The 19,568-nt window shown below is 70.5% G+C and carries 19 protein-coding genes; 10 read left to right on the top strand and 9 right to left on the bottom strand.

Annotated features, from left to right (window positions below; all coding sequences use genetic code 11):
• Positions 1–92: 92 nt before the first annotated feature.
• Entirely contained in the window at positions 93–1,298 is a 1,206-nt protein-coding gene (metX, locus tag M6G65_RS04390) for a homoserine O-acetyltransferase MetX (RefSeq protein ID WP_250103611.1), read from the top strand.
• 5 nt (positions 1,299–1,303) lie between these two features.
• Positions 1,304–2,008: a methionine biosynthesis protein MetW gene (metW, locus tag M6G65_RS04385; RefSeq protein WP_238197386.1), complete on the top strand. Its 705-nt coding sequence runs from the start codon at positions 1,304–1,306 to the stop codon at positions 2,006–2,008.
• A 222-nt stretch (positions 2,009–2,230) separates the two neighbouring features.
• Here the strand turns inward: metW and M6G65_RS04380 are convergent, their stop codons facing one another.
• Positions 2,231–2,731: a hypothetical protein gene (locus tag M6G65_RS04380; protein ID WP_250103610.1), complete on the bottom strand. Its 501-nt coding sequence runs from the start codon at positions 2,729–2,731 to the stop codon at positions 2,231–2,233.
• A 154-nt stretch (positions 2,732–2,885) separates the two neighbouring features.
• Here M6G65_RS04380 and M6G65_RS04375 point away from each other — a divergent pair, with 154 nt between their 5' ends.
• Together M6G65_RS04375 and cysC are read left to right on the top strand one after the other, a co-directional pair.
• On the top strand, positions 2,886–3,944 hold the full coding sequence (locus tag M6G65_RS04375; RefSeq protein WP_238197385.1) for a hypothetical protein: 1,059 nt from the start codon (positions 2,886–2,888) through the stop codon (positions 3,942–3,944).
• A gap of 82 nt (positions 3,945–4,026) precedes the next feature.
• A complete protein-coding gene (gene cysC / locus M6G65_RS04370) occupies positions 4,027–4,674 on the top strand; it encodes an adenylyl-sulfate kinase (protein WP_238197384.1) in 648 nt (215 codons plus the stop codon).
• Positions 4,675–4,780: 106 nt separating this feature from the next.
• On the opposite strand, the gene M6G65_RS04365 is transcribed toward cysC, so the two are convergent.
• From M6G65_RS04365 to M6G65_RS04355, 3 genes are read right to left on the bottom strand one after another with little or no spacing between them, the layout of a single operon-like run.
• Positions 4,781–6,124, bottom strand: coding sequence for a sensor histidine kinase (locus M6G65_RS04365; protein WP_238197383.1), 1,344 nt, complete (start codon positions 6,122–6,124; stop codon positions 4,781–4,783).
• Complete coding sequence (locus M6G65_RS04360) at positions 6,121–6,789, bottom strand: response regulator transcription factor (protein WP_250103609.1); 669 nt, start codon at positions 6,787–6,789, stop codon at positions 6,121–6,123. The genes M6G65_RS04365 and M6G65_RS04360 overlap by 4 nt, the downstream gene beginning before the upstream one ends.
• A 12-nt stretch (positions 6,790–6,801) precedes the next feature.
• The gene (locus M6G65_RS04355) at positions 6,802–7,119 is read right to left on the bottom strand and encodes a PepSY domain-containing protein (protein WP_238197381.1); all 318 of its coding nucleotides are present in this window, start codon (positions 7,117–7,119) and stop codon (positions 6,802–6,804) included.
• 112 nt (positions 7,120–7,231) lie between these two features.
• Between M6G65_RS04355 and M6G65_RS04350 the strand changes: the two genes are divergently transcribed.
• Both M6G65_RS04350 and M6G65_RS04345 read left to right on the top strand, forming a co-directional pair.
• Entirely contained in the window at positions 7,232–7,810 is a 579-nt protein-coding gene (locus M6G65_RS04350; RefSeq protein ID WP_238197380.1) for a thermonuclease family protein, read from the top strand.
• Positions 7,811–7,898: 88 nt separating this feature from the next.
• Positions 7,899–8,153: a hypothetical protein gene (locus M6G65_RS04345; RefSeq protein WP_238197379.1), complete on the top strand. Its 255-nt coding sequence runs from the start codon at positions 7,899–7,901 to the stop codon at positions 8,151–8,153.
• A 181-nt stretch (positions 8,154–8,334) separates the two neighbouring features.
• Here the strand turns inward: M6G65_RS04345 and M6G65_RS04340 are convergent, their stop codons facing one another.
• Positions 8,335–9,321 (bottom strand): catalase family peroxidase, encoded by a 987-nt coding sequence (locus tag M6G65_RS04340; protein ID WP_238197378.1) that lies wholly within the window; start codon positions 9,319–9,321, stop codon positions 8,335–8,337.
• A 351-nt stretch (positions 9,322–9,672) separates the two neighbouring features.
• The gene (locus M6G65_RS04335; protein ID WP_238197377.1) at positions 9,673–12,012 is read right to left on the bottom strand and encodes a lytic transglycosylase domain-containing protein; all 2,340 of its coding nucleotides are present in this window, start codon (positions 12,010–12,012) and stop codon (positions 9,673–9,675) included.
• 200 nt (positions 12,013–12,212) lie between these two features.
• On the opposite strand from M6G65_RS04335, the gene dapA reads away from it, so the two are divergent.
• The 3 genes from dapA to M6G65_RS04320 all read left to right on the top strand — a co-directional run bounded on the left by dapA (position 12,213) and on the right by M6G65_RS04320 (position 14,307).
• The gene (gene dapA / locus M6G65_RS04330; RefSeq protein ID WP_238197376.1) at positions 12,213–13,112 is read left to right on the top strand and encodes a 4-hydroxy-tetrahydrodipicolinate synthase; all 900 of its coding nucleotides are present in this window, start codon (positions 12,213–12,215) and stop codon (positions 13,110–13,112) included.
• A 15-nt stretch (positions 13,113–13,127) separates the two neighbouring features.
• A complete protein-coding gene (gene smpB, locus M6G65_RS04325; RefSeq protein WP_020095208.1) occupies positions 13,128–13,601 on the top strand; it encodes an SsrA-binding protein SmpB in 474 nt (157 codons plus the stop codon).
• A gap of 136 nt (positions 13,602–13,737) precedes the next feature.
• Complete coding sequence (locus M6G65_RS04320; RefSeq protein ID WP_238197375.1) at positions 13,738–14,307, top strand: peroxiredoxin; 570 nt, start codon at positions 13,738–13,740, stop codon at positions 14,305–14,307.
• Positions 14,308–14,311: 4 nt separating this feature from the next.
• On the opposite strand, the gene M6G65_RS04315 is transcribed toward M6G65_RS04320, so the two are convergent.
• The 3 genes from M6G65_RS04315 to rpoZ all read right to left on the bottom strand — a co-directional run bounded on the left by M6G65_RS04315 (position 14,312) and on the right by rpoZ (position 18,170).
• Entirely contained in the window at positions 14,312–14,953 is a 642-nt protein-coding gene (locus M6G65_RS04315; RefSeq protein ID WP_238197374.1) for a LabA-like NYN domain-containing protein, read from the bottom strand.
• A gap of 351 nt (positions 14,954–15,304) precedes the next feature.
• Positions 15,305–17,554, bottom strand: a complete 2,250-nt coding sequence (locus tag M6G65_RS04310; RefSeq protein WP_250104204.1) for a RelA/SpoT family protein — start codon at positions 17,552–17,554, stop codon at positions 15,305–15,307.
• Between the two features lie 205 nt (positions 17,555–17,759).
• On the bottom strand, positions 17,760–18,170 hold the full coding sequence (gene rpoZ, locus M6G65_RS04305) for a DNA-directed RNA polymerase subunit omega (RefSeq protein ID WP_010685409.1): 411 nt from the start codon (positions 18,168–18,170) through the stop codon (positions 17,760–17,762).
• 449 nt (positions 18,171–18,619) lie between these two features.
• On the opposite strand from rpoZ, the gene fabD reads away from it, so the two are divergent.
• Positions 18,620–19,564 carry an ACP S-malonyltransferase gene (fabD, locus tag M6G65_RS04300; protein ID WP_238197373.1) on the top strand — a complete coding sequence of 315 codons (945 nt, stop codon included), beginning with the start codon at positions 18,620–18,622 and terminating at the stop codon, positions 19,562–19,564.
• Positions 19,565–19,568 lie beyond the last annotated feature (4 nt).

Here is a 19,568-nt window from a genome sequence, read left to right as displayed (position 1 = left end):
CTGCTGGCCGCGTCGGGCGAGTGCGGCGCGTCAGGCGGCCCCGTGCTCTCCCGGTCCGGATCCGAACGGATACACGGTCGTCAAGACCCGCCATGGACACCCAACCGGACACGGCCCTGCGGCCTGACCCGATCGACGAGCCGTCGCGGCGCGCGTCCGAGCGCTCGCAGGCGCTCGACCCGAAGAGCCCGGTGGCGCGCTTCGCCGCGGACACGCCGCTGCTCACCGATGCCGGCGTCGAGCTCGCGCCGTTCCAGATCGCCTACCAGACCGCCGGCACGCTCAACGCCGCGCGCTCGAACGCGGTGCTGATCTGCCACGCGCTCACCGGCGACCAGTACTTCGCCCACACCCATCCGGTCACCGGCAAGGGCGGCTGGTGGGAGACCCTGGTGGGTCCCGGCAAGCCGATCGACACGGACCGCTACTTCGTCGTCTGCTCGAACGTCATCGGCTCCTGCATGGGCTCCACCGGCCCGGCCTCGATCGACCCGGCGACGGGGCGGCCCTACGGGCTGAACTTCCCGCTGGTGACGATCCGCGACATGGTCCGGGCCCAGGCGATGCTGCTGGAGCATCTCGGCATCCAGGACCTGTTCCTGTGCATCGGCGGCTCGATGGGCGGGATGCAGGTGCTGCAATGGGCGGCGCTCTACCCGGAGCGCGTCTTCGCCGCGATGCCGATCGCCACCGGCGCCCGCCATTCCGCGCAGAACATCGCCTTCCACGAGGTCGGCCGCCAGGCGATCATGGCGGACCCCGCCTGGGCGGACGGGCGCTACCTGGAGGCCGGCACCCGGCCCGCCAAGGGGCTCGGCGTCGCCCGGATGGGCGCGCACATCACCTACCTGTCGGAGCCGGCGCTCCACCGGAAGTTCGGCCGGCGCTTCCAGGGCGGCACGGCGCCGACCTTCTCGTTCAACGCCGATTTCCAGATCGAGAGCTACCTGCGCCACCAGGGCCTGAGCTTCGCCGAACGCTTCGACGCCAACGCCTATCTCTATCTGACCCGGGCGATGGATTATTTCGACCTCGCCGAGGACCATGGCGGCGTGCTCGCCAACGCCTTTCGGGGCACCAAGACCCGCTTCTGCGTGATCTCGTTCACCTCGGACTGGCTGTTCCCGACCCGCGATTCGCGGGCGATCGTCCACGCGCTGAACGCCGCCGCGGCGCCGGTGGCCTTCGTGGAGGTCGAGAGCGACAAGGGGCACGACGCCTTCCTGCTCGACGAGCCGGCGATGTTCTCCGCGGCCCGCGGCTTCATCGACGCCGCTGCCCGGGCGCGCGGCCTGTGATGCGGATGGCGTTCGGCAAGCTGCCCCTGGGCAAGACCCAGCACGGTTCGCCCTGGGAGAGCGCGGACGCCCTCCCCCACACGGCCGAGGGCAACGGCGCCCGCGTCGACCACCTCGTCGTGCTCGGCCTCGTCCCGGCCGGCGCCCGGGTGCTCGACATCGGCTGCGGCGACGGCTCGCTGCTGGCCCTGCTGCGCGACCGGCGCGGCATCGACGGGCGCGGGATCGAATTGTCCCGCGAGGGCGTGAACGCCTGCCTCGCCCGGGGCCTGTCGGTGATCCAGGGCGACGCCGACACCGACCTCGCCAACTACCCGGACGGCGCCTTCGACGTGGTGGTCCTGTCCCAGACCATCCAGGCGACTCGCAATCCCCGAGTGGTGCTGGAGCACCTGCTGCGGATCGGCCGGCAGGTGATCATCTCGTTCCCGAATTTCGGGCATTGGCGCGTCCGGTCCGAGCTGGCCTTCCGCGGGCGCATGCCGGTCACCGAGATCATGCCGGACGCGTGGTGGGAGACGCCCAACATCCACCATTGCACGATCCGCGACTTCGTCGGCCTGTGCCGCCTGATCGGCGCCCGGATCGAGACCGCCACGGCCCTGGACGCCCGCGGCCGGCCGATGCGCTTCGCCATGCCCTGGTGGGTCTGGAACCTGTTCGGCGCGCAGGGCGTGTTCCTGCTCCGGCGCGAGGGTGCCGGGCACTAGCGGACGCGCCGCAGCCGCTTCGCCCCGTCATCCCGGAGCCGCGGAGCGGAGCCCGGGATCCAGACACGCCGACGCGCCACGTCTTGGCACCCACGGAGGCTCTGGATTCCGGGCTCGCCTGCGGCGACCCGGAAAGACGATGGAGATTGACGCAGGACATCCCGGCCAGACGTCCGGATGCGTGCCCTCAACGCGCCGAAATAGATCAGAAACGGAGCTTGGCTATTCCTGGTCGCGTTCCCGTGATCGGACCGTGATTACGGATTCATATATATATATATATATATATATATATATATATATATATATATATATATATATATATATATATATATATATATATATATATATATATATATATATATATATATATATATATATATATATATATATATATATATATATATATATATATATATTTTTTTTTTTTTTTTTTTTTTTTTTTTTTTTTTTTTTTTTTTTTTTTTTTTTTTTTTTTTTTTTTTTTTTTTTTTTTTTTTTTTTTTTTTTTTTTTTTTTTTTTTTTTTTTTTTTTTTTTTTTTTTTTTTTTTTTTTTTTTTTTTTTTTTTTTTTTTTTTTTTTTTTTTTTTTTTTTTTTTTTTTTTTTTTTTTTTTTTTTTTTTTTTTTTTTTTTTTTTTTTTTTTTTTTTTTTTTTTTTTTTTTTTTTTTTTTTTTTTTTTTTTTTTTTTTTTTTTTTTTTTTTTTTTTTGGCGTTTTCCAAAGACGTGCGCGTTCACGAGGGGTCGTGGACTGTGTCCGGCTGGGCGGAAGACTTGCCGCAACCACGAATTCCAGCAGGGTCGACAGGACACGTGCGCCGCGCAATCGTTCACATCGGCATGCCGCGAACCGGCTCCACCTCGTTTCAGGAGGTGATGGCCCGGCTGCGGCCGCACCTCGCATCGGTCGGGATCTGCTACCCGAACCTCGCTCCGCCGGGCTCTTCGGGGAGTGACGATGTCAACCACTACCGGCTCGGCCAGGCGCTGGACCGCCGCCGCAGCGCGGCCGAGCGGCGCGAGGCCCTCGCGCGCCTCGATGCCGTCCTCGCCGCCACACCGGCAGATACGGTCCTGCTCTCGTACGAGGACTTCGCCGTGCAGCGGCCGCTCTGGCGGGTTCCCGAGACCCTGGCGGATCTGTTCGCGCGGCGCGGCTTCGCCCTGGAGGCGGCGCTCGTGGTCAAGCCGCAGGGGGAGCAGCTGGCCTCCGCCTATGCCCTGCGCGCCCAGGTCGTCGCCGAGGGCCGCACGTTCCGCGGCTTCCTGCGCTCCGAGGGCGCGTCCGGGCGCTACGACTACGCGGCCCGGCTCGAACCCTGGCGCCGGGCCTCGGCGGGGCGCGTCACGGCCGTGCCGTTCCGCGACCGCCGGTCCAACGCGCCGCTGCTCGAGCGGCTGATCGACGGGCTCGGCCTGGGCGGCCGCCTCGCATTCCTGCTCGCGCCCGCCGACCTCGCGTACCGCACGAACCGAAGTTCCGGACCCATCGCGGTCGAGGCGTCGCGCCGCCTGTACCGGCTCGGCGTGCACCGTCAGGTGACCGGGCACCGCCGGCTGCTCGGCCACGTAGTCGATGACTGGGCCTGGGCGCGGGGGCTCGATGCGGAGCGGTTCCGGGGCGAGGCGCCGGACGGTCTGGCCCGCGTCGCCGCGCGCTTCGCGGAGTCGAACGCGCGCTTCGCCGCCGCCTGCTGGGGGGAATCCTGGGATGCGATCGTCGCGCCCGCGCCCGCCGCACCGCCGAACGAACTCGCCGCCGGGCCGATCCCGCCGGAGACGGAAGCTTTGGTCGAGCAACTCGTGCGGGCGGCGGCGCAGCAGGCCGCCTTCCGGGCCCCGCCCGCGTGGCGGCGCCGGACGGCCCACATCCTGGAAGAAGGCAAGGAGCGGCTCGGCGAGGCCCTCGGCTACCCGGTCTGGCGCGTGCCCTAGCGGTCAGCGCCGGTCCCCCGAACCCGCATCGATGTCCCGACACCGGCAGCCGCGCCCGCGGACGCTGCCTCAGGCGGTGGATATGCACGTCTCTCAGAAGATCCCGACCGACCTCCCTCCTGGCCCCGTGACGTGGCACCCTCTCCAGGCCCGCGAGGCGCGGTGGGCGCGCCTCGGCCAGGTGCCGGTGATCGCGTGGCTGACCGGCCTGTCGGGGGCCGGGAAGTCGACCCTCGCGGCGGCGGCCGACCGGACCCTCGTGGCGGGCGGTCGCCACAGTGCCGTCCTCGACGGCGACAACCTCCGCCACGGGCTCAACGCCGACCTCGCGTTCTCGCCGGAGGACCGGGCCGAGAACGTCCGGCGCACCGCCGAGGTGGCGCGGCTGATGGCCGAGGCGGGGACGGTGGTGATCGTCTCGCTGATCTCGCCCTACCGGGCCGACCGGGCGCTGGCCCGCCGGATCGCCGGCGACGTCCCGTTCCTGGAGGTGTTCGTCGATACGCCGCTCGGCCTGTGCGAGGCCCGGGACCCGAAGGGTCTGTACCGGCTGGCCCGCGCCGGCCGGATTCCGGACTTCACCGGCATCTCGGCGCCCTACGAGGCGCCGGAGCGGCCGGACCTGACGATCGCCACCGAGGGCCGCGGCACCGCGGCCTGCGCCCGCGTCTTGAGTGCGCGGCTGATGCGGCTGAGCCGTCCCGCTGAGGGCGCGAAGCCAGGACGGTGACCGGGCGGGGCAGTCGGCGACGCGCACCTGGTCCTCCAGCCCATCCCCTCATCCTGAGGCGGTCACCTCAGGATGAGGTTGCGAATAGGGAGGCGCCTGGCCCGCCCTACCCGCCCGGCCAGCGCAGCTCCGCCCGCAGGCCGCCCATCTCCGAGCGGCCGAAATCCAGCTGGGCGCCCGCGGCCTCGGCGACGTCGCGGGCGATGGCGATGCCGAAGCCGGTACCCGGCCGGCTCTCGTCCCAGCGCTGGCCGCGCGCGATCCCCGCGATGGCCGCGGTGCTCATGCCGGGGCCGTCATCCTCGACGGCGAGGCCCGGACGGCCGGCGGCCGTCCCGGTGACGCGGACCCGCCGGTGCGCCCATTTGCGGGCGTTGTCGAGGAGGTTGCCCAGCACCTCCATCAGCTCGCCCTCCTCGCCCGGATAGGCGAGGGTCTCGGGCACTTCCACTGTCCATTCCAGGGAGTCGCCCTCCGGCAGCCGCCGCAGGGTCGCGACGAGGCGCTCCGCCACCGGGGCGACCCGGCAGGACCGCCGCCGCAGGTCGCCCGCGGCCGCGACCCGCGCCCGGGCCAGCGCCCGCTCCACCTGACCGCCCATCGCTCGCGCCTGCTCGGCGATCTCGGCCGCCAGCGCCGGGTCGGCCGGCCCGGTCCGGCGCGCCAGGGCGTCCAGCACCGCCAGCGGGGTCTTGAGGCCGTGGGCCATGTCGGCGGCGGCGTCGCGGGCGCGGATCAGGGCCCGCTCCTGCGCGTCGAGCAGCCGGTTGAGGTCGGTGACCAGCGGCCGGACCTCGTCGGGAAAATGCTCCGGCAGACGCGCCCGCCGGCCGGCATGGACCGCCAGGAGCTCCGCCTGCAGCACCCGGAACGGGCCGAGCGCCCGGTGCACGAACAGGCCCATCGCCAGCGTCAGGACGAGGAACAGGGCGATCAGGGCCGGGATCAGCAGGTGCAGGAACGTGCTCCGGCTCGCCGCGAGGCTGCGCCGGTCCTCCGCCACCGCGACCCGCAACGCGGTCTCTGAGCCCTGCGCGCCGATCTGGACCGGCCGCACCACCGCGATGAGCCGGCCGCCATCGGGCCCGGTCGTGTCGAGGGTGGCGGGCGTCTGCGCGCCCGTCCCGGCCCGGCTCAGGTCGAGGCTCTTGTCCCAGAGCGAGCGCGAGCGCAGCAGGTGCGATCCCGCCTCGACCTGCCAGTACAGGCCGCCATAGGGCGTGGCGAAGCGCGGGTCCGGCAGGTCCCGCGAGAGCGTCGGCGCCCCGTCCGGCGCGAGGCCGACCCGCCCGGCGATGAGCTTGGCGGTCCGGTCCAGCTCCTCGACGGTGCGGGCGTCGAGCACCCGGTCGAGGATCACCGTGAGGCCGATCCCGGCGAGAACCAGCGCCAGCGCGATCAGCGCGGCCGCCGCGAGGCCGAGCCGCAGGCGGAGGGAGTCGCGCCTCACGATCCGCCCGGTCCGGCAATCAGGTAACCCTGGCCGCGCCGGGTCTCGATCACCCCCGGCCCGAGCTTGCGGCGCAGGCGGGTCAGGAGCGCCTCCAGAGCGTTGGCCTCGCGCTCGGTCCCGACCCCGTGGAGGTGGTCGAGCAGCTCGCCCGCCGGCACGACCTGCCCCGGCCGGTGCAGCAGGAAGGCGAGGAGCCGGTACTCCAGGGCGGTCAGCTCCGTGGGTCGTCCGTCGACGCTGACCGCGCGGGTGCGGGTGTCGAGCTCCACGGTGCCGGCCCGGAGCACCGGCGAGGCGTGCCCGGCGGTGCGCCGCAGGATCGCCCGCAGACGCGCGACCAGTTCCTCCATCCGGAACGGCTTGGCGAGGTAGTCGTCGGCGCCGGCGTCGATGCCCTCGACGCGCTCGCGCCAGCCGTCGCGGGCGGTGAGGATCAGAACCGGCAGCGCCACCTCGGCGGCGCGCAGGCGGCGCAGCACGCCGAGCCCGTCGAGCCGCGGCAGGCCGAGATCCAGCACCATCGCATCGTACGGCTCGGTCTCGGCCCGGAACCACGCCGCCTCGCCGTCCGCCACCACGTCGGCGACGTAGCCGGCCATCTCCAGCCCCTGCCGGATGTCGGCGGCGATGCGCGGCTCATCCTCGGCGATCAGGACGCGCACGGCCCGGCCTCCTCAATCATCGTCGTCCTCGTCCAGAATCTTGAGGCTGCCGGCATCGACCTTCACGGCGCGGCGCTTCCCGTCGGCACCGAGGATGCGCAGCTTGTACAGCCAGCGCCCGTCGTCGTGCTTGAGATCGACGGACACGACGTCCCCCGGCACCGCCGCCCGGGCGGCCGCCAGCACCGCGTCGAGGGGACGGATCTCGCCGCTCTCCAGGGCCCGGCGGGCCCGGTCGGCATCCTCGGAGGCTTGCAGAGGCCCGCCCGCGAGGGCGGCCAGCAGACCGAGGGCGAGAACGAGGGCGCGGCGGGGCGGAAACGGGCTCATGCGGGCGCAGGCTAGGCCGCGCCGCCTGACGGGACGCTGACAGGCGGCGTCAGGGTCGCGGGTCGGGGCTTCGGCACAAGGGCGGCCATAGCCCTTCCGGAGACCTGAGACCATGTCGCTCTTCGTCGGTATCCTCCTCGCCTGCGCCGCCGGCCTCGCCGGCACCCTCCTCTGCCCGGACAACAAGGGGAGCCGCTCGCGCCTGCCGCTCCTCGCTGCGCTCCTGATCGGCGGCCTGTCCTGGCACGCTCCCGCCCGGGCCGGCGAGATCCTGCGCGGCCCCGCCCAGGTGATCGACGCTGGAACCCTCCGCCTCGGCGCGCGCCAGGTCAGCCTGTTCGGGATCGCCGCGCCGGAGGCGGACGCGACCTGCTCGGACGCCCAGGACCGGCCCTACCCGTGCGGCCGGGACGCCGCCCGGGCCCTGGCCGAGCGGATCGGCGGCGCCGCCGTCGCCTGCGAGCCGCGCGGTGGCGCGAACACGGCGCTCTGCCGGGTCGGCGAAGCGGATCTCGGGGCCTGGATGGTGGCGCAGGGCCTCGCTTTGCCCGATCGGGACGTCGCGCCGGACTACGCGCCGGCGGCGGACCGGGCCTGGGGACGGCGCCTCGGCCTGTGGTCGGGGGTCTTCCAGGATCCCGCCGAGCGGCGGGGCCGGCGCGCCGCCGCCGCGCTCGGCGCCGCCGGGTGACAGGCCGGTTGTCAGCGGGAACGCTGCCAGGCGCACCCGGTTGGACCGGCAAGCCCGTCCGGGGCGCACGAGGACTCGCGGAGGCCCCATGACGATCCTGAACCGTACAATCCTGCTCGCCGCCCTGCTCACCTGCGCGGCGGGTGCCGCGGGTGCCGCCGAGGGCCAGGGCAAGGCCGAGGGACGCAAGGATGCCGGCGCGCCCACGACCAGCATGGGCGCCGGTGGCCTCAGCGGCACCGGCTCCACCCAGGACGGTGCCCGCACGGGCTCGGTCGAGAGCAAGGGGCCGCCGGGCGGCACGACGGCGCCGTCCGCCCCGAAGGCCGGGACGGGCCGCTGATCCGCCGAGACTCGGGCGGTGTCCCACCCTGGACCTCATCCTGAGGTGACCGCGTCAGCGCGCTTCGAAGGAAGGCTCCAGACATCGCGCGTCTCGCTGGAGGCCTCCTTCGAGGCCTCCGCTGCGCTCCGGCACCTCAGGAAGAGGCGACGGGTCGGAGATTCCGTCCGACTAGATCGCGCTACTGCGAGCGGCGGCTGAACGAGACCGCGTAGGCCTGGACGCGAGCGTCGATCAGCGGGTCGTCCGAGACCTCGATCCCGTCGGTCAGGTTGTTCGGCATGAACAGCAGCGCCTTCTCGGCCTCGGCGCTGTCGGGCACGACCTTGCTCACCGTCACGGTGCCGAGATCGACGGTCTTGCGGTCGTCCGGCCAGGGCTTGGTGGCGTCGTTGGTCGGGTCGCCCGGCTCGGCGAGCTGGGCCAGCATCCGGAACTTCGCCGGAGTCTTGGCGACCCGCGGGCCGATCTCGGCCATCAGGAAGTTCGGGTCGCGCTTGGCCGCGTCCTCGGGCGCGAGGATCTCCTCGCCCTCCACGGGCACGAAGCGGAACCGGAACGGCTGCCGCTTTCCGGCGGCATCCACGAGGATGAAGGCGTTGACGCCGTTATAGGTCTGCCGGGCGAGGCTCGACGGGGTCTTGGCGGTCGCGCCCGCGGTCGCGGCGGCCGGGTGGGCGGCGGCGAAGCGCTCCAGCGCGGTCGGATGGGCGGCCTTCGGGCCGCTCTCGGCGGCGGCCTTCAGGAGATCGCGGAACTCCTCGCCCGTGGCGACGGGGAAGTACTTCAGCGAGTTGGTGACGACGTCCATCTCCGAGCCGTCGCTCAGCTTGAACTTGAGCGAGAGGCCGTGCGGGTTGGCGTCGGCGACGCCGTCCGGGATGGTCGGGACGCCGGTGGAATCCGAGAACCGGATCGTCACTGGCACCGCCGGCCCCTTGAACAGGGACGCCTTGCTGATCTTCGCCGCCTCGGGCGACGGGGTGAAGCTGCCCTCGGCGACCACGCCCTTGGCGTGGTTGGCCCGCGCCCCCGGATGCTTACCGAACAGCGTGTTCATCACGTCGATCGTCTGCTCGGCGGTGGAGGCCTCCTGGGCCAGGGCCGGCGCGCCGGCCGCGAGCGCGGTGCTCAGCAGGAGGGCGAAACCCAATCTCGAACGCAGCATGGGAACCTCTCGGCAGCGCGGGCTCTCGGGAGCCGGTCAATGCGGACCGGCCCATCTTCTAGGGAGCCAGGCGGCGGAGGCACAACCAAAAGCTATGCCGTGGCGGAGTGGGAGGCGGGGAAAACCGAGAGGCGCCGACGTCTCGCCGCTCCCGGGGTCTCTCCGTCATCCCGGGGCCGCGCAGCGGAGCCCGGGATCCAGAACCGCCGACGCGTCATGGTCAGGCAGCCACGGCGATCCCGGATCGCCCGCCTCCGGCGTGCCCCGTCGGATCCGGATCGCCTGCAGCACCCCGGAACGACGAACACGGCCCGGGTCCGCGGCAGCAGACGGGTGTCCCGGTTAGGTGTCCTACCGCGCGCCGCGGTGGAGGTCGCCCTCGATCAGCAGGGCGCTGCGGCTGTCGAGCCGCGAGCGGTAGACCTGCAGGTTCTCCATGACCCGCTGCACGTAGTTGCGCGTCTCCGTGAAGGGGATGCGCTCGACCCAGTCGATCACGTCGACGTCGCCCTTGCGCGGGTCGCCGTAGGCGTCGATCCACTTCTTCACGTTGCCGCCGCCCGCGTTGTAGGACGCGAAGGCGAGCACGTAGGAGCCGCGCCAATCCTCCATCAGCTCGCCGAGATGGGCTTGGCCGAGCTTCGCGCAATAGGCGGGATCGCTGGTCAGACGCTCGACGTCGAACGCGGTCGAGACCCGGCGGGCGGTGCGCTGGGCGGTGGCCGGCATCATCTGCATCAACCCCCTTGCGCCGACGCCCGACTGCGCCCGCGGATCGAATTGGCTCTCCTGCCGGGCGATGGCGTAGACCATGGCCCGCTCTACCTGCGGCACCGCCGTGAAGGTCTCGTAGCTGGGGATGCCGATCGTCGGATAGGCGTGGGCGTCGAGCGGCAGGCCGCGCTGGACCGCGAGCTTGCCGATCGCCACCAGGGCGCGCGGATCCTTCATGTCGGTGGCGAGGTCGCCGAGCGCCTGGAGCTCGCGCGGATCGGAGAGGTCCCGGGCGGCGTCGATGTAGAGCGGCAGCGCTAGCTCCTTGATCCCGGCCTCGCCGAGGAGGCGCAGGGCGCGGACGGAGAGCCGCCCGTCGAAGGCCTGGCGCTCCGCGCCCTCGAGGTCGGCTGGGGCCCGCAGGGGCAGGCTGGTCTGGCCGAGCCGGGCCCGGGCGACCTGACCGTAATAGGCGATCGGCTGCAGGGCCGCGCGCTCGTAGAAGCGCTTCGCCTCCTCGGCCTGGCCCAGCGCCTCGGCCGCCCGGCCCTGCCAATAGGCGGCCCGCGCCACCGAGATCGGGCTCTCGGCGATCGCCGCCACCTGCGCGAAATGCTGCGCGGCGCGCGCCGGATCGCCGGCGAAGCGGAGCGCAATCCAGCCGGCGTGGAACTCGGCCTCGATCCGCTTCTCGGGCGTGCGCGCCGCCTGCTGGCTCGCCACCGCGTAGGCGGTCTTGGCGTCGCCGAGGTCGAGGAGCTTGCGCGCCACGATCCGGCGCTCGATCCACCACTCGTCGCCGTCGACCAGCACGTCCGGGTTGCTCGGCGCCGTGGCGAGCACGGCGGCCGCGGCTTCGGGCTTGTCGGCCCGGCGGAAATACTGCGCCCGGGAGAAGATGTAGGACGCGTCGCTGCGCAGCGACGGCGGCACTGCGGCGAGCGCGGCCGCGGCGCCGGAAGACTTGTCCTCCACGGCCCGGCGGGCGCGCACGAGGCTGGCGTAGCCGCCGCCCGCATAGCCGGCCGCCCGGCCGGCGCTCTCCCAATCGTCCTTCAGGAGCGCCCGCTCCATCCGGTAGCGGTGGTCGACCCGGGTGAGCACGTCCGGGAAGGCGTCGAGCACCTTGGCCTCGAGGCTGCGGCCGAAGCTTTCGGTGCGCCAGAGGTCGCGGACCATGTCGGCGGCGTCGGTCTCGCAGCCGTCGGCGCGCAAAGCCAGCGCCAGGGCGAACTTGCCCGGCGCGCTCGACGGCTTCGCCGTGGCGAAGAAGGCCCGGACCGTCGCGGGGGATTTCCGCTCGGAGAGCAGCGCCTCCTCGGCCCGGCGGCGCAGCAGCGGTCCGGCCGGCCAGTCCGGATTGGCCCGGACGAAGGCGACGGTGCGGTTGAAGCCGATGCCGGCGCCCGCGCGGATCGCCACCCATTCGAGCAGCGCCCGCGCGGCCGGGTCGGTGAAGCCGTCGCGCATCCGGTCGCCGTCGGCGACCCGGCCCTTGCGGTAGAGGTCGATGGCGCCGCGCAGCAAAGTCGGGTCGGTGTCGCCGGAGATCTTGGGCCGCGCCGGATCGGGCACCTCCGGCACCGGGGCCGCCGGGGTGACGGCGGCGTCCGGCAATGGGAAAGCCACGGGCGCGTCGGGGTCCGCGGAGGCGTAGGCCGAGGCCGCGGCGGGCAACGTCCGGGCGGGCTCCTCGCCCTTGTCGTCGCCGCCGGAGGCGTGGACCGGGTCGAGCTTGAGGGCGTCGGTCGCGACCGGGTCGGCGGCCTTTTCGGCCTGCGCGCCACGGACCTGGGCGGTCGAGAGGGCGGCATCGCTCGCCGGCGGTGCCGGCTGCGAGGCTGGCGGCGTCGTCGGCGCCTCGGTGCCAGCTTGGCCGACCTGACCGGCCAGCGCGACGCCGACCGTGGCGATGAGCGCGGCGGCGGTGAGGGACGTGCGCTTCGAGACCGGAGACGAGGCCGCGGGTCGGATCACGATTCCCCCCTACTGATCATCGGAGCGGGAAAGGCAGAGGATCGGGCCGGGACCATTAAGATCGCGTTAACCGTCGCCACGATCTGTTTGCGCGCCGTGACGCGACCGCCTATGTCTGCCGGTCCGTGCCCGTACGATGCGGACCACGCGCGGCGCCGAGACCGCCGAAATCCCAGCTGGGACCCTTTGGGACGCCTGAGATGACCGAGATGACCGGGAGCCGCCTGCGGGGCTCGCTCACCGCGCTTGTGACGCCCTTCCGCGACGGGGCCTTCGACGAGGCCGCGTTCCGAAAGTTCGTGCGCTGGCAGATCGAGCAGGGCAGCCACGGCCTCGTGCCCACCGGCACCACCGGCGAGAGCCCGACCCTGACCCATTCCGAGCACGACCGGGTGGTCGAGGCCTGCATCGATGAGGCGGGCGGACGCGTGCCGGTCGTGGCGGGCGCGGGCTCCAACTCCACGGCCGAGGCGGTCGAGCGGGCCCAGCACGCCGAGCGCGCGGGCGCCGACGCCGTCCTGGTGGTGACGCCGTACTACAACAAGCCGACGCAGGCGGGCCTCTACGCCCACTTCAAGGCCGTCAACGATGCGGTCGGCATTCCGATCATCATCTACAACATCCCGCCGCGCTCCGTCATCGACATGAGCGTCGAGACGATGGCCCGGCTCTTCGAATTGAAGAACATCGCCGGCGTGAAGGACGCGACCGCCAAGATCGATCGCGTCAGCCAGCAGCGTCAGGCCATGGGCGAGAGCTTCATCCAACTTTCGGGCGAAGATGCGACGGCGCTCGGCTACAACGCCCAGGGCGGCCACGGCTGCATCTCGGTGGTGGCGAACGTCGCCCCGCGCCTCTGCGCCGACCTGCAGGAGGCGACGCTGTCGGGCGACTACGCCAAGGCGCTGACCCTCCAGGATAAGTTGTTCCCCCTCCAGACCGGTCTGTTCGCCGAGGCCAACCCGGCGCCGGTGAAGTACGCGCTATCCCGGCTCGGCCACATGACCGACGAGCTGCGCCTGCCGCTGGTGCCGGTGACCGAGCCCACGAAGCGCATCGTCGACGACGCCCTGCGCCACGCCGGCCTGCTGGTGGACTGAGGAAAGTCACGCATCATGGCCCCGAAACCGGAGCCCAGTCGGCGCATCGTCGCCGACAACCGCGCCGCGCGCTATCACTACACGATCGAGGACACGCTCGAGGCTGGCATCGCGCTGACCGGCACCGAGGTGAAGTCCCTGCGCGGCGGCAAGGCGACGATCGGCGAGGCCTATGCCGGCCCTTCCGGCAACGACCTGATGCTGTTCAACGCCTACATCCCGGAATATCTGGAGGCGAACCGCTTCAACCACGACACGAAGCGCCCGCGCCGCCTGCTGCTGCACCGCCGCCAGATCAACAAGCTGATCGGCGCGACGCAGCGCCAGGGCTACACGGTGGTGCCGCTCAAGATCTACTTCAACGACAAGGGGCGCGCGAAGGTCGAGCTGGGCCTCGGCAAGGGCAAGCAGGCCCACGACAAGCGCGAGGCGGTCAAGGAGCGCGACTGGCAGCGCGACCGGGCGCGGCTGCTGCGGGACAGGGGCTAAGGCCGGGCCGTCATCGCGAGCGGAGCGAAGCAACCCAGGGTTTCGCGACGTCGGCGAGCGGTGCGCTTCTGGATTGCTTCGCTCCGCTCGCAAAGATCGATACCGAGGCCGGGTGCCGAGTCGGGAGGAGATGTCCATGCCATCCACCCACGATGTCCTCCCCGACGACCTGCCGGTCCCGGTCGACGACGGCGCGGCCGACCATCTCCGCGGGATGCGCCTGCCCGATGTGGCGCTCACCGCTACGGACGGCCGCATGGTCTCGCTGGCGCGGCTGACCGGCCGGACCGTGGCCTACGCCTACCCGCGCACCGGCGAGCCGGGACAGCCGGGCCTGACGCCCGACTGGGACGCGATCCCCGGCGCCCGGGGCTGCACGCCGCAGGCCTGCGATTTCCGCGATCACCACGCCGAGCTGACGGCCCGGGGCGTCGCCCAGGTCTTCGGCCTCTCGACCCAGACGAGCGCCTACCAGCGCGCGGCGGCCGAGCGCCTGCACCTGCCCTTCCCGCTCTTGGCCGACCCGCACCGGGCCTTCGCGATGGCGGCGCGCCTGCCGGTCTTCGAGGCCGGCGGCCAGATCCTGCTGCGCCGCCTCACCCTGGTGATCGACGACGGCGTCGTGAGCCAGCTGTTCTACCCGGTCTTCCCGCCGGACCGGAGCGCCCGGCAGGTTCTCGACTGGCTCACCGGGGCGGGCGCCTGAAGCGCTACTCCTCCTCGGCTTCCGGCTGGCGGATGCCGTAGCGGTTCTCCAGGCCCGGATTCGCCCGGCCCTCGCCGCGGTATCTAGTCGTTGCCTCGCCCGAGGCCCGGGCCGGACGCTCGCTGGGCTCGCGCCCGATCCGGCCCGCGAGGCTCGCGAGGTCGACGAACTCGTCGGCCTGCCGCCGCAGCTCGTCGGAGATCATCGATGGCTGCGTCTGGATGGTGGAGATCACCGTCACCTTGACGCCGCGCCGCTGCATCGCCTCGACCAGCGAGCGGAAATCGCCGTCGCCGGAGAACAGGATCATGTGATCGATATGGGGGCTGAGTTCGAGGGCGTCGATCGCCAGCTCGATATCCATGTTGCCCTTGTACTTCCGCCGCCCCATCGAATCCGTGAATTCCTTCACGGGCTTGGTCACGACCCGATAGCCGTTGTAATCCAGCCAGTCGATCAGCGGGCGAATCGACGAATATTCCTGATCCTCGATCATCGCGGTGTAGTAGAAGGCGCGAAGAAGGTTGTCCCGGGACTGAAACTCTTTCAGAAGCTTCTTGTAGTCGATATCGAACCCGAGGGCCTTGGTGGTGGCGTAGAGGTTTGCGCCGTCAATAAAGACGGCGCTGCGCTGGATCGCTGGCATGGACAGGTTGAATCCTGAAAAATATCGGGCGACGGGAAATCGTCAGATGAAACGGACACGCTCCGTCCGATCGGCGAGGCCGGAGACGGATTGCCGCGATGGATCGCCGATCTGGTCTGCAATTCGGGGCGAAAAGCGCGGTCCCTTTCCGTGAACCGCCGCCCCAGCCGAGGAACCATTCGCGTCAAATGCGCCTGTGTCAAGCAGAGCCGAAGACGTTCGATCGTGAAGACCGACATTTTCGAGCGCGGCCGCCGCATTGGCACGTCACGACGACGTCCACGACAATGGTGGGACAATTTACCGAGGTCTTGCTGATAAACCTGAGGTCATACCACCTGTCGGGGGACCTCAGCCGTTCACGCGCTCCACGCTGTTGACCGGACGCTTGCCGCGCAGCTCCGCGATGATCGCGTTGAGATGCTGCAGGTCCCAGACCGACAGGTCGATCGTGATGTCGGTGAAGTCCTGCGTGCGCCGCTTCATAGAGATGTTGTCGATGTTGCCGTCATGGTCGGCAATCACCTGAGCGATCTGGGCGAACACGCCCGGCTCGTTGATCGACTTGAGCGCCAGGCGCGCGGGGAAGCGCTCCCCGCCCAGCGCCTCCGTATCCCAGCGAACGTCGAGCCACCGCTCCGGCTCGTTGTCGAAGGCGGCGAGCGCCGCCGATTGGATCGGGTAGACGGTGACGCCGACTCCGGGGGTCAGGATGCCGACGATGCGGTCCCCCGGGACCGCGCCGCCGTTCGGCGCGAAGGTCACCGGCAGGTCGCCCGCGAGGCCGCGGATCGGGATCGCGTCGCTTCGGTCCCCGGTGCCCTCCTTGCCCTCGGCGCCCGGGAAGGTGAGCCGCATGGTCTGGTCGGCCGAGCGCACGAGGCGGCCGGCGCCGCTGGCAGCCCCCTGCGCGGCGGAGGGCCGGCGCTCGTCGCGATGGTCGGGGTAGACCGCCCGGACCACGTCGCCCGAGAACATCTCGCCGCGCCCCACGGCGGCGAACACGTCCTCGGTGGTGGCGCGGGCGAGCCGCGGCAGGGCGCCCCGGAGTTTGTCCTCCGAGAAGGTCTTGGCCGCGCGCTCGAAGGCCCGGTCCAGGATCTGGCGCCCGAGCCCGGCATATTGCCGGCGCACGGCCGCCCGGGTCGCCCGCCGGATCGCCGCCCGGGCCTTGCCGGTCACCACCAAAGATTCCCAGGCCGCCGGAGGCGAGGCCCCGTCGGAGCGGCTGATCTCGACCTCGTCGCCGTTGGCGAGTTCGTGCAGCAGCGGCGCCATCCGGCCGTTGATCTTGGCGCCCACCGCGGTGTTGCCGACGTCGGTGTGCACCGCGTAGGCGAAGTCGATGGGGGTTGCGCCCCGTGGCAGGGCAATCAGCCGGCCCTTCGGGGTGAAGCAGAACACCTGGTCCTGGAACAGCTCCAGCTTGGTGTGCTCCAGGAACTCCTCGGGGCTGTCGCCCTCGGCGAGCAGCTCGATGGTCCGGCGCAGCCATTGATAGGCGCCGCTCTCGGCCGCCAGCTTCGGGTGGACGCTGCCCTCGCCCTCGCGGCGGCTCAGGTCCTTGCCGAGCTCCTTGTACTGGGCGTGGGCCGCGATGCCGTACTCGGCGATGTCGTCCATGGCGCGGGTGCGGATCTGCAGCTCGACGCGCTGGCTCTTCGGCCCGATCACCGTGGTGTGAATCGAGCGGTAATCATTCTGCTTCGGCGTCGAGATGTAGTCCTTGTAGCGGCCCGGGACCATCGGCCAGCTGGTGTGGACGATGCCGAGCGCCGCGTAGCAGTCCTGCACGGTGTCGGCGACCACGCGGAAGCCGAAGATGTCGGACAGCTGCTCGAAGGCGACCGACTTGCGCTCCATCTTCGACCAGATCGAGAACGGCCGCTTCTGGCGGCCGCTGACCTCGGCGGTGATGCCCTGCGCGCCGAGCTTATCGGTGAGCACCTGCGCGATGGTCTCAACCACGCTCTCGGACTTGGCGGTGAGCCGGACGAGCCGCTGCGTGATGGTGGCGTAGACGTCCGGCTCCAGGTTGCGGAAGGCCAGATCCTCCAGCTCCTCGCGCAGCTCCTGCATGCCCATGCGGCCGGCGAGCGGCGCGTAGATATCGAGCGTCTCCTGCGCGATGCGGTGGCGCTTGTCCTCCCGCATGTGCTGGAGGGTGCGCATGTTGTGCAGGCGGTCGGCGAGCTTGACCAGCAGCACGCGGACATCCGCCGCCACCGCGAGCAGCAGCTTGCGGAAGTTCTCGCCCTGTGCGGCCTGCTTGGAGACGAGGTCGAGGCGCTTGAGCTTGGTCAGGCCGTCGACCAGGGCGCCGATCTCGGGCCCGAACAGGCGCCGGATCTCCTCCAGCGTCGCCTCGGTATCCTCGACGGTGTCGTGCAGGACCGCCGCCACGATGGTGGCGTCGTCGAGGTGGAGGTCCGTGAGGATCGCGGCGACTTCGAGCGGATGAGCGAAGAACGGGTCGCCCGAGGCGCGCTTCTGCGTGCCGTGCGCCTGCATGGCGTACACGTAGGCGCGGTTGAGCAGCGCCTCGTCGGCGGCCGGGTTGTAGCGCTTGACCCGCTCGACCAGCTCGTACTGACGCATCATCCGCCGGGACGGGGCCGGTGCTTCCTGGGTGGTACGCGGGGTCGGGATCACGCGCGATTGTTTCGCAACCGTTGTGCCGGCGCCAGCCCCCGGCGGCGGTAAAGCGTCGGTCGCCGACGAGTCGGCCTCGGAACGAGAGAACCCGGCGTCTCCGCCGGGTCCGGTCTCGGTCAGGTCGTGCGCATCCAGGCCCACGGTGTCAGGCTCACTCGCCCTCGTCGTCGGTCTCGACCGGCGGGGCGAGGTTCTCGAGGCCGCGCAGGAGGTCCTCCTCGCTCATGCGGTCGAACTGGACCGCCGCATCGTCGCTGGAGGATTGCGGTGCCACCGCGGCGGCGGCTGGCGAGCTCGACAGCAGCGGCACGGTCTCGGCCTCCGGCTCGTCCACCTCGACGTATTTCTGCATCGAGTGGATCAGCTGCTCCTTGAGGTCGTCGGCCGTGATCGTCTCGTCGCCGATCTCGCGCAGGGCCACGACCGGGTTCTTGTCGCGGTCGCGGTCGATGGTGAGCGGGGCGCCGGCGGCGAGCAGGCGCGCCCGGTGGCTCGCGAGCAGGACGAGCTCGAAGCGGTTCTCGACCTTCTCGATGCAATCTTCGACGGTGACGCGCGCCATGCGGGGCGGCTCCTTGGGCTTGAGCGACGGATGCTGTCGGGTATGAGGCCGTCTTACACCGGATGCCGTTGTGCAACAAGCACAGCGGGTTGCGCAGGGCGCGCGTCTGCCGGGCCCGCACCGAGAGCGGGTCTAGGGCGACACCCCGTCGTTCCGGGGCGCCGCAGGCGCGCCCGGAACCCAGAACCACCGTCGGCGCGATGTCCTGGCGTGTCGGCGGTTCTGGATCCCGGGCACCGCTGCGCGGCCCCGGGATGACGTGGCGGATGTGATCGGACGCGTGAGCGAAGCCGTGTTCCGCCGCGTCGGCTCCGATGCGCGACGCGCCGCCATGCTGCGGCGCATTGTTGACAACGCGCCACCGCGGGTGCGAGTGCGCGGCCCATTCCAGAGTTTCGGCCGACACGGGCGGCGTTCGCGCGCGCCGGTGCCGGCCATCGGGATTCAACATGCGCGCACTCATCTTTCCCGGCCAGGGCAGCCAGGCGGTCGGCATGGCGCGGGACCTCGCCGAGGCCTTCCCGCAGGCGAAGGCCGTGCTCGACGAGGTCGATGCGGCCCTCGGCCAGAACCTGTCGCGGCTGATGTTCGAGGGGCCGGTCGAGGAGTTGACCCTCACCACCAATGCCCAGCCGGCCCTGATGGCGGCGAGCCTCGCGGTCCTGCGGGTGCTGGAGGCCGAGCGCGGCCTCGACCTCGCCCGCGACGTGGCCTGCGTGGCCGGGCACTCGCTCGGCGAGTACGCGGCCCTGGCGGCGGCCGGCAGCCTCACCGTCACCGACGCGGCCAAGCTCCTGCGCCTGCGCGGCGAGGCCATGCAGGAGGCCGTGGCGCCGGGCGCGGGCGCCATGGCGGCCCTGATCGGCACCGATCTGGACGGGGCCCGTGCGGTGGCCGAGGCGGCCGCCCAGGAGGCCGGCGGCGGCGCGGTCTGCGACGTCGCCAACGACAACGGCGGCGGTCAGGTGGTGCTGTCGGGCGACCGGCCGGCCGTGGAGCGCGCCATCGGCATCGCCACCGGCCGCGGCATCAAGCGCGCCGTGATGCTCAACGTCTCGGCGCCGTTCCATTGCCGCCTCATGGCGCCCGCCGCCGAGGCCATGGCCCGGGCCCTGGCCGCCGTGACCCTGACGGCGCCGCGGGTCGCCCTCTACGCCAACGTGGCGGCCGCCCCGGTCTCCGACCCCGAGGCGATCCGGACGGCGCTGGTCGAGCAGGTCACCGGCACGGTGCGCTGGCGCGAGAGCGTCGCCGCCATGGCGGCCGCCGGCGTCGACCGCTTCCACGAACTCGGCGCCGGCAAGGTGCTCACCGGCCTCGTCAAGCGTATCGCCCCGCAGGCCTCGGCTAGCGCGATCGGTACGCCCGCGGACGTCGCGGCCTTCGCGCTCTAATCAC

The organism is Methylobacterium tardum (assembly GCF_023546765.1).
Taxonomy (GTDB): Bacteria; Pseudomonadota; Alphaproteobacteria; order Rhizobiales; family Beijerinckiaceae; genus Methylobacterium; species Methylobacterium tardum.
This window is presented reverse-complemented; position numbering and strand designations above follow the sequence as displayed.

What these genes read in the sequence shown, in the direction of transcription:
- metW (WP_238197386.1), top strand. Translation starts at nt 1,304, where the DNA reads ATGGCGTTCGGCAAGCTGCCCCTGGGCAAGACCCAGCACGGTTCGCCC.
- M6G65_RS04310 (WP_250104204.1), bottom strand. Translation starts at nt 17,554, where the DNA reads ATGATGCGTCAGTACGAGCTGGTCGAGCGGGTCAAGCGCTACAACCCG.
- cysC (WP_238197384.1), top strand. Translation starts at nt 4,027, where the DNA reads ATGCACGTCTCTCAGAAGATCCCGACCGACCTCCCTCCTGGCCCCGTG.
- M6G65_RS04345 (WP_238197379.1), top strand. Translation starts at nt 7,899, where the DNA reads ATGACGATCCTGAACCGTACAATCCTGCTCGCCGCCCTGCTCACCTGC.
- rpoZ (WP_010685409.1), bottom strand. Translation starts at nt 18,170, where the DNA reads ATGGCGCGCGTCACCGTCGAAGATTGCATCGAGAAGGTCGAGAACCGC.
- metX (WP_250103611.1), top strand. Translation starts at nt 93, where the DNA reads ATGGACACCCAACCGGACACGGCCCTGCGGCCTGACCCGATCGACGAG.
- M6G65_RS04315 (WP_238197374.1), bottom strand. Translation starts at nt 14,953, where the DNA reads ATGCCAGCGATCCAGCGCAGCGCCGTCTTTATTGACGGCGCAAACCTC.
- fabD (WP_238197373.1), top strand. Translation starts at nt 18,620, where the DNA reads ATGCGCGCACTCATCTTTCCCGGCCAGGGCAGCCAGGCGGTCGGCATG.
- M6G65_RS04320 (WP_238197375.1), top strand. Translation starts at nt 13,738, where the DNA reads ATGCCATCCACCCACGATGTCCTCCCCGACGACCTGCCGGTCCCGGTC.
- dapA (WP_238197376.1), top strand. Translation starts at nt 12,213, where the DNA reads ATGACCGAGATGACCGGGAGCCGCCTGCGGGGCTCGCTCACCGCGCTT.
- M6G65_RS04350 (WP_238197380.1), top strand. Translation starts at nt 7,232, where the DNA reads ATGTCGCTCTTCGTCGGTATCCTCCTCGCCTGCGCCGCCGGCCTCGCC.
- M6G65_RS04355 (WP_238197381.1), bottom strand. Translation starts at nt 7,119, where the DNA reads ATGAGCCCGTTTCCGCCCCGCCGCGCCCTCGTTCTCGCCCTCGGTCTG.
- M6G65_RS04375 (WP_238197385.1), top strand. Translation starts at nt 2,886, where the DNA reads ATGGCCCGGCTGCGGCCGCACCTCGCATCGGTCGGGATCTGCTACCCG.
- M6G65_RS04340 (WP_238197378.1), bottom strand. Translation starts at nt 9,321, where the DNA reads ATGCTGCGTTCGAGATTGGGTTTCGCCCTCCTGCTGAGCACCGCGCTC.
- smpB (WP_020095208.1), top strand. Translation starts at nt 13,128, where the DNA reads ATGGCCCCGAAACCGGAGCCCAGTCGGCGCATCGTCGCCGACAACCGC.